The sequence below is a fragment of the Gemmatimonadota bacterium genome (assembly GCA_009692115.1).
Classification (GTDB): domain Bacteria; phylum Gemmatimonadota; class Gemmatimonadetes; order Gemmatimonadales; family GWC2-71-9; genus SHZU01.
Map to the genome: position 1 here is coordinate 19,049 of SHZU01000001.1, position 14,408 is coordinate 33,456.

At 67.0% G+C, this 14,408-nt stretch carries 13 protein-coding genes and 1 tRNA gene; 8 read left to right on the forward strand and 6 right to left on the reverse strand.

Features of this window, described 5'->3' with window-relative positions; genetic code table 11:
• Nucleotides 1–8 precede the first annotated feature (8 nt).
• The 3 genes from hutH to hutC are packed head-to-tail and all read right to left on the reverse strand — an operon-like array spanning nucleotide 9 to nucleotide 3,975.
• The gene (gene hutH / locus EXR94_00120; GenBank protein MSR01142.1) at nucleotides 9–1,541 is read right to left on the reverse strand and encodes a histidine ammonia-lyase; all 1,533 of its coding nucleotides are present in this window, start codon (nucleotides 1,539–1,541) and stop codon (nucleotides 9–11) included.
• A 5-nt stretch (nucleotides 1,542–1,546) separates the two neighbouring features.
• On the reverse strand, nucleotides 1,547–3,235 hold the full coding sequence (locus EXR94_00125; GenBank protein MSR01143.1) for a urocanate hydratase: 1,689 nt from the start codon (nucleotides 3,233–3,235) through the stop codon (nucleotides 1,547–1,549).
• Complete coding sequence (gene hutC, locus EXR94_00130) at nucleotides 3,232–3,975, reverse strand: histidine utilization repressor (GenBank protein ID MSR01144.1); 744 nt, start codon at nucleotides 3,973–3,975, stop codon at nucleotides 3,232–3,234. The genes EXR94_00125 and hutC overlap by 4 nt, the downstream gene beginning before the upstream one ends.
• A 103-nt stretch (nucleotides 3,976–4,078) precedes the next feature.
• On the opposite strand from hutC, the gene EXR94_00135 reads away from it, so the two are divergent.
• From EXR94_00135 to EXR94_00170, 8 genes are all read left to right on the forward strand, one after another.
• A tRNA-Arg gene (locus EXR94_00135) sits at nucleotides 4,079–4,152 on the forward strand.
• A gap of 45 nt (nucleotides 4,153–4,197) precedes the next feature.
• Nucleotides 4,198–5,406: an alanyl-tRNA editing protein gene (locus EXR94_00140; GenBank protein MSR01145.1), complete on the forward strand. Its 1,209-nt coding sequence runs from the start codon at nucleotides 4,198–4,200 to the stop codon at nucleotides 5,404–5,406.
• On the forward strand, nucleotides 5,403–6,008 hold the full coding sequence (locus EXR94_00145; protein MSR01146.1) for a phosphatase PAP2 family protein: 606 nt from the start codon (nucleotides 5,403–5,405) through the stop codon (nucleotides 6,006–6,008). Before EXR94_00140 ends, EXR94_00145 begins: the two co-directional genes overlap by 4 nt.
• Nucleotides 6,005–6,619 carry an SCO family protein gene (locus tag EXR94_00150; GenBank protein ID MSR01147.1) on the forward strand — a complete coding sequence of 205 codons (615 nt, stop codon included), beginning with the start codon at nucleotides 6,005–6,007 and terminating at the stop codon, nucleotides 6,617–6,619. Before EXR94_00145 ends, EXR94_00150 begins: the two co-directional genes overlap by 4 nt.
• A complete protein-coding gene (locus EXR94_00155; protein ID MSR01148.1) occupies nucleotides 6,565–7,404 on the forward strand; it encodes a hypothetical protein in 840 nt (279 codons plus the stop codon). The genes EXR94_00150 and EXR94_00155 overlap by 55 nt, the downstream gene beginning before the upstream one ends.
• Before the next feature lie 69 nt (nucleotides 7,405–7,473).
• The gene (locus EXR94_00160; protein MSR01149.1) at nucleotides 7,474–7,836 is read left to right on the forward strand and encodes a copper resistance protein CopC; all 363 of its coding nucleotides are present in this window, start codon (nucleotides 7,474–7,476) and stop codon (nucleotides 7,834–7,836) included.
• Nucleotides 7,833–8,729 (forward strand): hypothetical protein, encoded by an 897-nt coding sequence (locus EXR94_00165; GenBank protein ID MSR01150.1) that lies wholly within the window; start codon nucleotides 7,833–7,835, stop codon nucleotides 8,727–8,729. Before EXR94_00160 ends, EXR94_00165 begins: the two co-directional genes overlap by 4 nt.
• A 202-nt stretch (nucleotides 8,730–8,931) precedes the next feature.
• A complete protein-coding gene (locus tag EXR94_00170; GenBank protein MSR01151.1) occupies nucleotides 8,932–9,591 on the forward strand; it encodes a hypothetical protein in 660 nt (219 codons plus the stop codon).
• Between the two features lie 72 nt (nucleotides 9,592–9,663).
• On the opposite strand, the gene EXR94_00175 is transcribed toward EXR94_00170, so the two are convergent.
• From EXR94_00175 to EXR94_00185, 3 genes are read right to left on the reverse strand one after another with little or no spacing between them, the layout of a single operon-like run.
• On the reverse strand, nucleotides 9,664–11,460 hold the full coding sequence (locus EXR94_00175; protein ID MSR01152.1) for a DNA mismatch repair protein MutS: 1,797 nt from the start codon (nucleotides 11,458–11,460) through the stop codon (nucleotides 9,664–9,666).
• Between the two features lie 21 nt (nucleotides 11,461–11,481).
• Nucleotides 11,482–12,954, reverse strand: coding sequence for a D-glutamate deacylase (locus EXR94_00180; GenBank protein MSR01153.1), 1,473 nt, complete (start codon nucleotides 12,952–12,954; stop codon nucleotides 11,482–11,484).
• On the reverse strand, nucleotides 12,951–14,396 hold the full coding sequence (locus EXR94_00185) for an APC family permease (GenBank protein MSR01154.1): 1,446 nt from the start codon (nucleotides 14,394–14,396) through the stop codon (nucleotides 12,951–12,953). Before EXR94_00185 ends, EXR94_00180 begins: the two co-directional genes overlap by 4 nt.
• Nucleotides 14,397–14,408: the final 12 nt, after the last annotated feature.

Sequence of the window (14,408 nt, forward strand, 5' to 3'; positions counted from 1 at the left end):
CACCGATCTTAGCCGACCGGATCGAGGAGGGCTAGCGGACCGAGAAGTTCAGCGAACAGCCCCGTGCCAATGAGGTCCTCGGCCGCGCCGATGTCGGGGGCAAAGTACCGATCCTCGCCGTAGTGGCCGACCCGGGCCCGCACCGCCGAATGGACTCGCTCGAGAACCGGACTGGTGACGAGCGGCCGGTGGAAGTCGATGCCCTGCGCCGCGGCCAACAGCTCAATCGCGACAATCCGCCGGACATTGACGGCGATGTCGCCGAGTTTTCGCGCGGCAAAGGTAGCCATGCTGACATGGTCCTCTTGATTGGCGGACGTCGGCATCGAATCCACACTGGCCGGATGGGCCAAGGTCTTGTTCTCGCTGGCCAGGGCCGCCGCGGTGACATGGGCGATCATGAACCCCGAATTGAGGCCCGGCTCGGCCACCAGAAAAGCCGGGAGCCCCGAAACCGACGCGTCGGTCAACAGGGCGATCCGCCGCTCGGCCAGCGCCCCGATCTCAGCGGCCGCAATCGCCAGCGTGTCGGCGGCAAATGCCACCGGCTCGGCGTGAAAGTTCCCGCCGGAAATCACTTCGCCCGTCTCGGGAAACACGAGTGGGTTGTCGGAGACGGCGTTGGCCTCCGTCACCAACGTCGCGGCCGCGTTTCGCATCAGGTCGAGACATGCCCCCATGACTTGGGGCTGGCACCGAAGCGAGTACGGGTCCTGGACCCGGTCGTCGCCCTCGAGGTGCGAAACTCGAATCGCACTTCCGGCCAGGAGCTCGCGATAGCACCGGGCCGCATCGATCTGACCCCGATGACCGCGGACCCGCTGAATCCTTTCGTCGAACGGCGTATCCGATCCCTTGGCGGCGTCGACGGTGAGCGCCCCCGCCACCACCGCCGCGGCGTAGACTCGTTCGACCTCGAACAGGGCCCGGAGCGCCATGGCGGTGGACACTTGGGTCCCGTTCAGCAACGCCAATCCCTCTTTGGCCGCGAGTGTGATCGGGCGAAGGCCGGCGGCCTCGAGCGCCGCTCCCGCGTCCTGAATCACCCCGCCGACTCGAACCTGGCCTTCACCCATCAGCCCGAGCGTTAGGTGGGCCAGCGGCGCCAAATCCCCGGAAGCCCCAACCGATCCCTGGGTTGGAATACAGGGCCAGATCCGGGCGTTGTGGAGGGCGACGGCCGCATCGAGGACCTCAGTCCGCACCCCCGAGTGCCCGCGCGCCAGCGACGCGATCTTGAGGACCAGGATCAACCGGACCGTGTCATCGTCCAGGAGCGGCCCGACGCCGGCCGCATGCGATCGCACCAGGTTGGCCTGGAGGCGCCCGAGTTGGTCGGCGGGAATCCCGACCCGGGCCAACTTTCCGAAACCGGTGTTGATCCCGTAGGCCGGACGGCCCTTCGCGACGATCGCCTCGATCGTCGCGGCAGCGGCGGCGACGACCGCCCGGCAGCCGGGGTCGAGACTGACCGGCTCGAACCCGGCATCCAGTCCTCGCAAATCGGCAACCGTTAGGCGGCCCGGGGTCACCATCCGCATACGCGTCAGCCTTCCCCAAGCGCGATGGCCGGGGTGTTGAGGTGATGGGTCCGCACCGCCGCCTTGGCCAGCGGATACCCGGCGTCGGCGTGACGGACGACGCCAATCGCCGGATCGTTCCAGAGCACCCGGGCCAGGCGGGCATCGGCTTCGGGCGTGCCATCGCACACGATGACCACGCCCGAGTGTTGGGAATACCCCATGCCGACGCCGCCCCCGTGGTGGAGGCTCACCCAGGTGGCGCCGGCGGCGGTCGCCGACAGGGCGTTCAGAAACGGCCAGTCCGACACGGCGTCGGATCCGTCCAGCATCGCCTCGGTTTCGCGATTCGGGCTGGCCACCGACCCCGCGTCAAGATGATCGCGCCCGATCACGATCGGGGCCTTCAGTTCGCCGGATCGGACCATCGCGTTGAACGCCAGCGCGGCCCGATGCCGTTCCCCGAGGCCCAGCCAGCAGATCCGGGCCGGGAGGCCTTGAAACGCAATCCGTTCGCGGGCTTGATCGAGCCACCGGTGGAGCGCGTGGTGCTCCGGAAACAGTTCCTTGACCTTGGCGTCGGTTTTGTAGATGTCCTCGGGGTCGCCGGACAGGGCCACCCAACGGAAGGGCCCTTTCCCTTCGCAAAACAACGGGCGAATGCACGCGGGCACGAAGCCCGGAAACGCGAACGCATCCACGACACCGCGATCGAGCGCGACTTGACGGATGTTGTTCCCGTAGTCGATCGTGGGCACGCCCATTCGATGAAACTCGAGCATGGCGCGGACGTGCACCGCACAGGATGCCGCCGCGGCATCGACCAACCGGGCCCGCTCCGCTTGCGTGCCGGCCCGGGCGGCCTGCCATTCCGCAACCGTCCAGCCGGCCGGCAGGTAGCCATTGACCAAATCGTGCGCCGAGGTCTGATCGGTCACCGCGTGCGGCCGGGGCCCGCCCCGCTTGGCCAAGTCGACGAACTGCGGCAGCAACTCCGCCGCGTTCCCGAGGAGCCCGACCGACGTCGGGCTGGTGGCGGACGCCAGGATCGCCAGCGCCTCCTCGATCGACGTCGCTTTATGATCGACATATCGGGTCTGGCGGCGAAAGTCGATCCGCGATTCCTGGCATTCGATGACGAGACAGTGGGCTCCCGCCAGGACCGCGGCCAACGGCTGGGCGCCGCCCATCCCGCCGAGCCCCGCGGTCAGGATCCACTTGCCGGCCCAATTGCCTTGGTAATGTTGACGGCCCAGCTCGACGAAGGTCTCATGGGTCCCCTGCACGATGCCCTGCGAGCCGATGTAGATCCACGACCCCGCGGTCATCTGGCCGTACATCATGAGCCCCTTGCGATCGAGCTCATGGAAATGATCCCAGGTGGCCCATTTGGGCACCAAATTCGAGTTGGCAATGAGGACCCGCGGCGCGTCGAGGTGGGTCCGGAAGACCGCCACCGGCTTGCCGCTCTGGACCAGCAGCGTCTCCTCCGGCTCGAGCCGACGGAGTGCCTCGAGGATCGCCTCGAAGCACTCCCAGTTGCGGGCGGCTTTGCCGATCCCGCCGTAGACCACTAAATCATCGGGCCGTTCCGCGACCTCGGGATCTAGGTTGTTTTGGATCATCCGGTACGCCGCTTCGATCAGCCAGTTCCGGCAGGTCAGTTCGGTGCCCCGCGGGGATCGAACCGGACGAGGACCAGCGACGACGGTCATGGCGACTCCTTGAGAAACGAGAACTTTCCCGACAACCGATAGTGGCGAGCTGGGTGAATCAACCGGGCCACACTGGCCACCCGGCCCCGAGACCAGGTTCGACGGTTGAGGACCAATACCGGTTCGGTCGCGCCGATGCCGAGTTCGCGGGCCACGTCCTTCGACGGCAAGTCCGCCTCGATGACGTGCTCCGCCTGCTCGAGCGGGGCGACCCGCGTCAAGTACGCGTGGGGCGTGGCGACCCGGAAGTCTTGTTCGAGGTAGGCTGGCGCGGAGGCCGGGTTGACGTACCGATCCTCGAGTTGGAGCGGACGCCCATCGGCGCGATGGAGGAGGCGGGAGTGAAGGAGCGGCGCTCCGTTCGGGAGGCCGAACGCGGTGGCCAGGGCCGAGTCGGCGGTGGCCGGGCCGAGGGCCAGGACGTCGGTCGAGTGACGCTGGCCTCGTTGCTCAATTTCGTCCCGAATGCTTCGCACCTCGACCATCGTCGATTCGGCCTTCGGTCCGGCGACGAAGGAACCGATTCCCTGCACCCGGGTGATGGCCCCGGCATCGGCGAGTTCCCGGAGGGCCCGGTTGGCCGTCATCCGGGAAATCCCGAACTCCCGCGTCAAGTCGCCTTCGCTGGGCACCCGGTCGCCAGGGGTCCAGACGCCCGCGGCGATTTGGCGGAGGACGTGGCGCTTGAGCCGAAGGTATTGGGGCTCGCCGGGGCGCGGGGGAACGGCGCGAACGGACATGGACTCGACGATAGCGGCCTTGTATATACATGTCAAGACAAGAGGATTCTCCTGAGCGGCGGTTTGACTCCCCGGGCCGACCGGTCGAGATTATCCGGCTATCGCGTCCGTAGCTCAATTGGATAGAGCATCAGACTTCGGATCTGAGGGTTGGGGGTTCGAGTCCCTCCGGGCGCATGGTGGGTTTCGGCACTCGGCGCTTGGCTTCTTCCTTAGGATACTTTGGCTTCCCGCCGCTATTACGACGACTCCTATTGCATTGAATTCTCGGCGAAGGTGATCGAGGTGACCGACGTTGGTGGTCGGCCTGCGATCGTGCTTGACGAGACCTTCTTCTATCCGTCGTCGGGGGGGCAGCCGCACGACACGGGTTGGCTGGGGGACCGGCGGGTGGTTGAGGTGGTGGTTCGGGAGGTCGACGGGGCGGTTCTTCACATCCTCGATGAAGCGGGTGGGTTGGGAGCCGTGGGCGGGCGGATCGACTGGGAGCGTCGGTTCGACCACATGCAGCAGCATTCAGGGCAGCACATCCTATCCCAGGCATTTCTTCAGGTCGCGGCGGCGCCGACGGTGTCCTTCCACCTTGGCGTCGACTACGTCTCCATCGACATCGAGAGGTTCGGGGTGGACGAGGGAAAGCTGGCGCAGGCGGTTGGACTCGCCAACGACGTGATTGAGCGGGATCTCGCGATCCGGGCGTGGTTCCCGGCCGAGGATGAGTTGGCCGCCCTCTCGCTCCGGAAGACGCCCGATGTCGATGGGGCTCTCCGGGTCGTGGCGATCGGTGACTTCGATCGGTCGGCGTGCGGCGGAACCCACGTGGCGCGCACCGCCCAGATCGGGCTGATCCACTGCATCAAGAGTGAGCGATACAAGGGCGGCCTGCGGGTCGCTTTCCATTGCGGTGGCCGGGCCCGCCGGGACTACGGCGCCAAGCAGCGAATCACCTCGGACCTCGCGGCGGCGCTGACCTGTTCGATACCCGAATTGCCGGACGCGGTCCGGAGGTTACAGGGCGACCTCCAGGAGGCCCGCCGAGCCCTCGCGAAGTACCACGAGGGCGAACTCGACCGAGAGGCCGCCGCCCTGCTCGCCGAGGCCACGAACCACGAGGGCGGACGGGTCGTCCGCCACGCATTCGATCGTCGCGCGGTCGAAGACCTGAAGGGGCTTGGTCTCCGCCTAACGGCCAACCCCGGCATTCTTGCCTTGCTCGGTACCGGTGGCGACCGGGCTCAGTTCGTCCTGGCTCGCTCCGAGGAGTTGGCCATGGATCTCCGGCCGGCATTGCAGGCCGCACTCGAGGTCGTTGGAGGCGGCAAAGGCGGCGGGACCAGGATCGTCCAAGGGGGCGGCGGAGTGGACGTGCCCGCCCTGACCGTGGCCAGAGCGCTCGAGGCGGCCGCGGCCGCCCTCGGACTCCCCCGATGACTGGCCGGGCCAGGATCATCCGCTTTATCCCGGTCCTAGTCGCTCTGGCCTTGTTGCTCACCGCGCACGGGCTCGACGGATGGGCCGGGAGTGCGCTCCGACTGCCGTCGGCCAACGATCGGGATTGGGGCCGATTGCTCCGGATTCTGGGCTATGCCCCGACCTGGCTGGTGATCGCGGCGCTGTTCTGGTTGCAATCGCGGGCGGGGACCGATCGGCCGGAGATCGCCGCCGACTTGGCCCAAACCGGTCGGGCCATCCTGGTGGCCGTCGCCGTCGGCGGGATCCTGGCCGAGGTTGCCAAGCTTCTGATTCGGCGGGAACGGCCGGATGGTGACTTTGCCTCGTATCATTTCGGGGAATTCGCCTCGGCGCCCCTGAGCACCAAGAACCTGGGGATGCCGAGTAGCCACGTCATGGTGGCGTTCGCGGGGGCCGCGACCTTGGGCCGGCGGTACCCGCGGACCGCACCGGTGCTCCTCGCGCTTGCCGCGGGGTGCGGACTCACCAGGGTCTTTGCCCAGGCGCACTTTCTCAGTGACGTCGTCGCGGGCGCGCTGGGCGGCTCAGGGGTCGGCTGGTGGGCGGGGCGGCGGGGATGAAATTCCGAGTGGCGTGGTTCGCCGCGGCGGTGTTGATCGGATGCTCGAGCCGCGGCATCCCGGAATTGGCCGGTGATTTGGGTGGCTCGTTGCTCCCAGCCGCGGTGCCCCGACCGAGTTTCGGTCTGACCACGGTGGCGGGCGAGCCCTACGAGTTTCGGGCCCGAACGGCGGGCCGCCTTACCCTGCTCTTCTTCGGATACACCTACTGCCCTGACGTCTGCCCGGCGACGATGGCCAATCTCGGCGCGGTGCTCCGGGGTTTGTCGTCGAGCGAGCGGGCACTGATCGACGCGATCTTCGTCACCACCGACCCGGAGCGGGACTCGTCGGCCGTCCTCGGGCCGTGGCTTGCGAACTTCGAGCCTCACCTCATCGGATTGGTGGGGTCAACCGAGGCATTGCGGGCGGCCCAAATCGCCGCGGGCATCGGGGTGGCGGTTCGCGAAGACACCCCGAGTGGGGGTTATGCCGTCTCGCATGCCGCCCAGGTTCTGGTCTATTCACCGGACGACTCAGGTCACATCAGCTATCCATTCGGGACCCGCCAAGCTCAATGGGCGGTCGACTTGCCCAAGCTACTGGAACGATGGAAAGGCCCGGCCCGATGACGTGGTGGTGTTCGGCGACCGGGGTGCCCTGGGCATGGGCTTGGAAGCCGTATCCCGGCGTCTGGCTCTTCCTCGCCCTGCTCGGCCTCGGGTTCTACCGGTTTGGCCGCTCCGGCGGAGCGTCAACTCGTCATTTCGGCCTCGGCCTGTTTCTGCTGTGGATCGCCCTCGACTATCCCCTCGGCGCGCTCGGCGGCTACCTCGCCGCCGCCCACACCGGACAGTTCATGCTGATCGCGCTGGCCGCTCCGCCCCTGTTGTTGCTGGGACTCCGGCCCCGGCTTGCCCAATGGGGTTCGGCCCTCCCTGTCGGCCCAGCGCACTGGCTTCGTTTCCTCGCTCATCCGGCCCCGGCGTTTCTCGGATACAACCTCATCATGCTGGTCACCCACGTCCCGCTGGTGGTGGATGGGTTGATGACCTCGCAATTGGGTTCGTTCGCGATTGATCTCCTGTGGCTGCTCTGTGGGTGCCTGCTCTATTGGCCGGTCATAGCGCCCGCGCCGTTCTCTCGGATGGGACCTCCGGTCCAGATGGGCTATCTGTTCGTTCAGACGATTCCGGCAACGCTCCCCGCCGCATTTTTGGTCTTTTCGAGCTACCCGCTCTACTCGCTCTACGAGTTGGCGCCCCGGGTTACCGCCGCGTTGGCACCTCGGTACGACCATCAGGTCGCCGGGCTGATGATGAAAGTGATCGGCGATCCGGTCGTGTGGGTGACCATCGCGGTGGTGTTTTTCCATTGGGCCAATCGCGAACGCCGCGAGGATCGCCCGGGTGGGTGAGGCGGCGCGAGGGACGTCGGCCTGATACCTTTCAGGTCGGCGTACCGACTTTCAGAGCAGGGATGGCCCGTGATGACTCGATCCTTCAGTGCGGTGGCGTGTGTGGTGGCGTTCATCGGAGCGCCAGCCCTGCTGTTCCACAATGAGCTAACCAAGAGCGTGCCCGCGGCCGACGCGGCCCTCCCGGCGTCGCCGAAGACGATTCGGCTTTGGTTCGCCGAGAAGGTCGAGCCGAAGTTCAGCAGCATCACGCTGCAGAAGCCGGACTCGACCAAGATCGAGATCGGGAAGCCTCAGGCAACCGATGATCCCAAGTCGATTGTCAGTGAGGTTCCGACGGCCCTTCCGGCCGGGGCCTATGTGATCCGGTGGCGAACCGCCGGCACCGACGGACATGCCGTGCGGGGCAGCTTCAAATTCTCGGTGAAGTGACCTACGCCGTCGTTCGGTGGCTCGGTTACCTCGCCGCGTTCGGGGTCATCGGCGCCACGGTGTTTCGGCTCTGGCTGGCGCCCCGCATTGCGGGGATGGCGGCTGTGCCGATGCAGGCCCTTGTCGATCGGGGCGTTCTGGCGGGTCGGATGGCGTCGGTGGTCTTGGCCCTCACGCTGCTCGGCAAACTCTATCTGCAATCCCGCTCGATGATCGAACCCGACGAACCGCTCTCACCGGAGATCATTCGTTTGGTCATCGCGAGCGCCTGGGGCAAGGGATGGTTGGCCCAAGCGACCGTGGCGCTCGTCGCCATGACCGGCTGGTGGGCCATGACGAGGCCGGCGCTGGCGCGGCCCGCTGCCGCCTTGGTGGCCCTCTCGGCGGTGGGACTCGTGCTCGCCCTGCCGCTCACCGGCCATGCCATCGGCTTGCCGGCCGCGGGGCGGCTTGGCTACCCCCTGACCGTGTTGCACGCCGGTGCCGGCGCCATCTGGCTCGGCACCTTAGGCATCATGCTCGTGGTCGTGCTGCGGCGGCCGGATCCCTCGGTTCGCCTGGGGCCCTTGGTCCGAGCGTTCTCAACCGTGGCGCTGCCGGCCGGCATCGTGACGATTGGATGCGGCCTGGTGGTGGCCTGGCGATATGTCGGCGGGTTCGACGCGCTGATCGCCACCGTCTACGGCAACGTCCTGCTGGTCAAGATCGGCGCGCTGGCGGGGATCGCCGCCGCCGGAGCGTACAATTGGCGGATCGTCCTGCCCCGCCTCGAAATCGGCCAGCCCGCACCGATCTCGCGATCAGCCACCCTCGAAACCGTGGTCGGTCTCATCCTCCTCGCGATAACCGCAGTGCTGGTTTCCCTTCCCGCTCCGAGCGAGACTCCCCCGTAGTGATTTTCACCGCAACGAGCAAGGATTGCCGCCTCCCACCAGCCTGATTTTGCGGCTCGCGGGCAGGCATGTGTTCCAGCGCCGTCACTTGCCTCTGGCCCCTGGATTGCTACATAGAGGAACGGTAGCCTCAGCCGGGCCCACAGACTCGGTGCAAGAACCGACCGGTTCTCGGGGACGACTTCAGGGAGAACACCGAATCATGAAACGAACTGCATGGCTGGGCTTGGTACTGGCTGCGGCGGTGGCGCCGGCGGCCTCGGCGCAAGTCGGGCTTTCGATTCGCGCCGGCACCCTCGGGGCCGGCGGTGAGTTGTCGCTGCAACCCAATCGGTACCTGGGCATTCGGGTGGGCGGCAACTACCTGACCTTCACCCGGAGCGCCACGGGCGATGGGATCGCGTACGACATGACACTGAAGCTGCAGAGCGGGTCGGGGATCCTCGATCTCCATCCGTTCGGCAATTCGTTGCATCTGTCGGGCGGGATGATTTGGAATTCCAACCAAGGCACCGTCGCGGCCCGACTGACCGGCCCGATCACCATCGGCCCCCAGACCTATCAGCCCAGCGACGTCGGCTCGTTGACCGGCCGGGTGTCCTATGCTCGGCGCTACGCCCCGTATGCTGGCCTCGGGTTTGGCGGCCGGGGGCGGGTCTCCCTGTTGTTCGACCTTGGACTCGTGTTCTCCGGCTTCCCCGAGGTGTCGTTGGCCGGCAGCACCAATCTGACGGGCCAAGCCAAATCGATCTTCGATCAGAACGTGATTCAGGAACGCCAGGATATCCAGGCGAACATCGAAAGCCGCCAGTACCTCAAGTACTACCCGGTGATTTCGTTAGGTCTCCGCATCGGCTTCTAAGTCGACCACCCCGCCGGTGGAGGCGTTCTTCCCAACGTCTCCATCGGCACCCTCGGCGCTCGGCACTCGGGCTTATGAGTCGAGGGCCGAGGTCAGACCGATGCTTTTCATGAGTTCGAGGGCGTTACTGCGCTCGACGACGCCGGGTTTGATCCGGTAGTCGAAGTGGAGTTGGCCGTCGATCAGTTCGTCTTCCAAGTGACAATTCAGGGCGGCGGCTTTCATCGACTTGGCAATCTCGGTCAGGGCCAGGTCGTGGGTGGTGACGATCCCGACAGCGCCACGAGCCACGAGGCCCTCGAGAATGCCGCGGGCGCCGATAGCGCGGTCGTGGGAGTTGGTACCGCTCAGCATTTCGTCCAGCAGAAAGAGCACCGGGCCGCCGGTCTCGGCCCGGGTAACGATGGCCTTGAGCCGGAGCACCTCGGCGTAGAAGCGAGACCGGCCTTCCAGGAGGGATTCGCGGAGGACGAGGGAGGCACCTAACGCGACTTGGCCGACCCGGAAGCGGGTCGACCGGGTCGGAGCGCCGGCAAGGGCCAACACTACATTGGCGCCGATCGCTTTCAGGAAGGTGCTCTTCCCCGACATGTTCGACCCGCTCACCATCACCAGCCGGCGGGAGCCGCCGAGATTGAAATCGTTAGGGACCGCGCGGTCGGACGGCAGCAGAGGATGGGCCATACCGGTCGTCTCGACGAAGGCGCCGTCGGCCACGACTTCCGGAAACGCGTCGGCCGGATGCTCAAAGGCCAGGGTGGCGAACGACGAGAGGGCTTCGAGCTCGCCGACGGCCTCGAGCCAGCCGACGGCCTTAGTTCCGACCCGGGCCCGCCACCGTTCGATCGCGACCGCAAGCTGGGTTCCGAACAGCGTGAGCGCGGCCACCGGCATGAAGAGCTGATTGCGACGGGCGTCGAGGAGGTCGACCAGGCGCTCGAGCCGCCGGATCTCCGCTACGGCGGAACTAGCGCCACTCCAGGCCCCGGCCAGGTGTCTCAGCCGGCCGCTCGCGAACGGGTGATCGGCAACCCGGCTGAGGAGGGCTGCCAGGACCCTGAGTTCACGGGCCGGGCGTTCGACCGAATGGAGCACCGGATTGGTGCGGACGCTCTGGAACCGCACCACCGCCAGCGACACCAAGTACGACCCCAGGACCACGAAACCAGGGATCCAACCCGCGAGCGCGGCGCCGGTGGTCGCGACGTTCGCCACGGCCAAGAGGGCCGTCGCCGGACGAACCCCGGGGGGGAATCCCGCCGGCGGAGCAGCCAACCACGCCCGAAGCGCGGTCGAGTCGAGGGCACCCCGCGCCGCGGACGCCGCGACCGCAAGGTCGTGGCGGAGAGCCAGGTCTTGGGCGAGTTCCCGCACCGCGTCATGGCGCGCCCCGATCGTCGCGGCATCCGCGGGCTGAAGCAACCAGGACGCGAGCATCGACGCCCCGGTCTCCGAGCGGGCCACCGAGATGTAGTGAAAGAGGGAGCCCTGGCCAAACACTTCGAGGTCGGTGGCATAGAGGTGGGCGTCGTCGCGGAATCGGTCGCCCGGGTCGCCGCCTTCGAGCCAACGGTCTTCGAGCCGGGCCAGTCCGCACTGGTAATACGCCACCGACCGCTCGGCCCGCTCGCGCCGGCGGGCAACCCGTTCGTGCCACCCGATCAGGCCCACGAACCCCGCAACGAGTGCGCCGTTGAGCGGCACGGCGGCCCCGCCCCGGTTGGCGACGGCCACCGCCGCCAGGGCGATGATGCCGACGAACACGGCCAACCGAGCGAATCCGAGACGGGCAAATCGCCGGTTCAGCCCGGAAAGAAGCCCCTCCGACCGAGCGAGCTCCTGCTGGTAGATGATTGCCGGCCCGGACACCCTAACGCCGGATCCGGCGGCTCACTGGGCCGGCTCGCGACGAATCGCTTTTCCCGGCGTAACCCCGGGGACCAACGCCCCCTTCCTGACGACGACCGTTCCGGCCACCACCACGTACGGAATTCCGGTTGAGGCCTGCCCCGGGTTGGCGAACGTGGCGTTGTCGATGACCGTCGCCGGATCGAAGATCGTGATGTCGGCATCGGCTCCGACCGCCAGCCGCCCCTTCTTCGCCATGGCCGGCGCCGCACCCGCCACCCGGTCGGCGGGGAGGAGGGTCATCTTCCGGATCGCCTCCATCAGATCAACCGCTTTTTTGTCTCGGACATAGCGGCCGAGCACCCGGGCGAAGGTGCCGACGCCACGGGGATGTCCCCGCCCCTCCACCAGCGGCATCGCATCGCTGGCGATCATGATCCCGGGCCGGGCGACCAAGAAATCCACGTTGGCGTCCTTCATCAGATGGATGATGGCATAGCCGCCCTCGCGGTGATAGCGGGCAAACGTTGCCGCGGTCAGCCGTTCGCCGGTGGCCGGCCATTCGATGTCGCCATAGTCAATCCCGAGGCGGGCCCGCCAATCGCCGTCGAACAGCCCGGTTTGAATCCCGGTCGAGGCCGCCGTATAGGGATAGACCTCACCGGTCACATCGAGACCCCGCGCCCGGGCGGCTTCGATCATGTCGACCACGGGCTTGGCAAAGACCGAGCTGCTGCTGCCGAGATGCACAAAGTGGGTGGCCGCCCCGCTTACCGCGGCATTGGCCAGAACCTCCTGAACGCCGGCCAAACTGCCGTTGATCGGATCGACCCCCATCATCCGCAGGTGGGCGTAGATCGGCACGCCCTTCCGTTTGGCGAGTCGGAACAGCATGGCGATTTCTTCCCGGCTCGCCCCGGGCGACTCGTTCACTTCGAATCCGATCCCGAGCCCGCCGGCGTCGAGGCCCCGCTCCACCGTCGCCTCCAGCGCCGCGAGATGTTCGGCGGTCGTCGCGCCGTGCGACCAGGCCGGTGGCTCGGTCAACTCCCCCTGGTGGCGGACCGCGGCCGCCTCCGCCAAGGTCTTGGCACCGGTGACCACCGCGATTCGAGCGGGGATATGGCCCGCCGATACCCCGAAGTTGATGACGGACTTCCCCTCGAGCCCCGCCAGCCACTCGGACACCGGGTACGAGCCTTCTTCCAACTCCAGCGCCGTGGTTACCCCGTCCTGGACCTGCCATTGCTGCCCGTCGGCCGCCACCGAATGCGAGTGCAAATCGATGAACCCCGGTGAGACGACCAATCCGGCCGCGTCGATCGTATCGGCGCCGGCCAACGGTGATTCGGAAATGGCCGCGATCCGACCGCCGCGGACGCCGAGCGACCTGGAGGCATCGAGACCCGACGCCGGATCCATGACCCGCCCGTTCACGATCACCAGGTCGAACGGCGCGTCACCGGTCGGACTGCAGCCGGCGAGCGCCAGGAGGAGTGCCAGCGTTCGTTTCATGACGTTGCCCCTGACGTCGACTCCCCGTCTCCCATAATCGTGCGGCGCTCCGCCCCCTCGCTCAGTCCGGCCCGGGCCGGGGCGGCCGCTCGGAACATGGCCACGCCGAGGGCCGCCCACGCGGCCATGACGAGCCACTCAAGAGGAAAGCCCCCTTTCGCATCGAGCCATTGCTGCCGAACCGAGCTCACCATCAGGAAGACGCTGCCAATGGCGGCCAGCATCGACACGAGTCTACCCGCGGGAATCCGATACGGGCGTGCCCGCTCCGGCTCGGTCTGACGGAGCTTCCACACCGCGAGCGAGGTAAACAGATACGCGAGGCACGCCGCGGCCGACCCGACATTGACGATCGGCGCGATGCCGCTTCGTCCGAGAAAATCGCCAGCCAGGCCGAAGGCCGTGACGAACAGGATGGCGGTCACGGGCGATCCGTAGACGGGGTGGAGTTTCGTGAAGGCCGGGGTGATCATCCGCGCCCGCCCGAGGGCGAACAGGAGCCGGGTGGCGGCGATCGAAGCGCCGTTCCCAACGGTCACGATGCCGAACAGACCGGCCACGAGGACCACTCGCGCCAGGAACTCCGACCCGAACGCCATCCGGAACGCCGCCGCGACCGGGAGGTCCTGCGTCACGATCTGCTGCCAGGGCCCCACCATGCCGGCCGCCAGGGCCGCCAACGCGTAGAAGCTGGCGGCCGCCAGGATACTCAGGACCACGATCAAGCCCAGGGTTCGCGTCGAGGTTCCCTCGGAGCGCTCTTCCATGACCTGAGAAATCTCGTTAAACCCGCCGAAGAACCACGGCGTGGTGGCCAGCACCGCGATGAAACCGCCCCAGATGGTACCGTCCTTGGCCATGACGAACATCGGCTCGAGATTCGCAGTGGAGCCTCCGAAGATGCCGGCGCCGAAGAACAGGACGGAAATGCCGATCTTGCCGTAGGTGAGCCAGTCCTGGAACTTGGCCGCGCCGTGAATCCCCCGGTAGTTGAGCACGCCGAGCCAGACGGTCCAGACCAAGGCAATGACCAATCCGAGTGCGTGGATCGGCTGGCCCCGCCAAGAGTAGAGCACCGGACCCCCGATCCCGGGCACCAGCGCATCCAAGATCCAGGCGAGCCCGATCGAGACGTACGGAACGACGGCGGTCATCATCAGGACCAACGCCCAACCGACCGTGAACGACGCGATCCGGCCAAAGGCGCCGTAGGCATAGACCGCCTCGCCACCGGCCACCGGGTACATCGCCCCAATCTCGGCATAGCAGAGGCCGACCAACGCCATCAGGAGGCCGCCGACCAGGAACGCCAGCATCGTTCCTACCGGACCCGCCTGGGTGAACCAGAGGCCCATGTAGACGATCCAGCCGACGCCGACGATGCCGCCAAACCCGATGGAAAAGAGCTGCACGCCACCAAGTGATTTCTTGAGTTCTGTCATGACCGGAACGGT

Bases quoted from the DNA above. Each gene is read 5' to 3' on its own strand.
- hutH (MSR01142.1), bottom strand. From the start codon at position 1,541: ATGCGGATGGTGACCCCGGGCCGCCTAACGGTTGCCGATTTGCGAGGA.
- EXR94_00125 (MSR01143.1), bottom strand. From the start codon at position 3,235: ATGACCGTCGTCGCTGGTCCTCGTCCGGTTCGATCCCCGCGGGGCACC.
- hutC (MSR01144.1), bottom strand. From the start codon at position 3,975: ATGTCCGTTCGCGCCGTTCCCCCGCGCCCCGGCGAGCCCCAATACCTT.
- EXR94_00145 (MSR01146.1), top strand. From the start codon at position 5,403: ATGACTGGCCGGGCCAGGATCATCCGCTTTATCCCGGTCCTAGTCGCT.
- EXR94_00150 (MSR01147.1), top strand. From the start codon at position 6,005: ATGAAATTCCGAGTGGCGTGGTTCGCCGCGGCGGTGTTGATCGGATGC.
- EXR94_00155 (MSR01148.1), top strand. From the start codon at position 6,565: ATGGGCGGTCGACTTGCCCAAGCTACTGGAACGATGGAAAGGCCCGGC.
- EXR94_00170 (MSR01151.1), top strand. From the start codon at position 8,932: ATGAAACGAACTGCATGGCTGGGCTTGGTACTGGCTGCGGCGGTGGCG.
- EXR94_00180 (MSR01153.1), bottom strand. From the start codon at position 12,954: ATGAAACGAACGCTGGCACTCCTCCTGGCGCTCGCCGGCTGCAGTCCG.
- EXR94_00185 (MSR01154.1), bottom strand. From the start codon at position 14,396: ATGACAGAACTCAAGAAATCACTTGGTGGCGTGCAGCTCTTTTCCATC.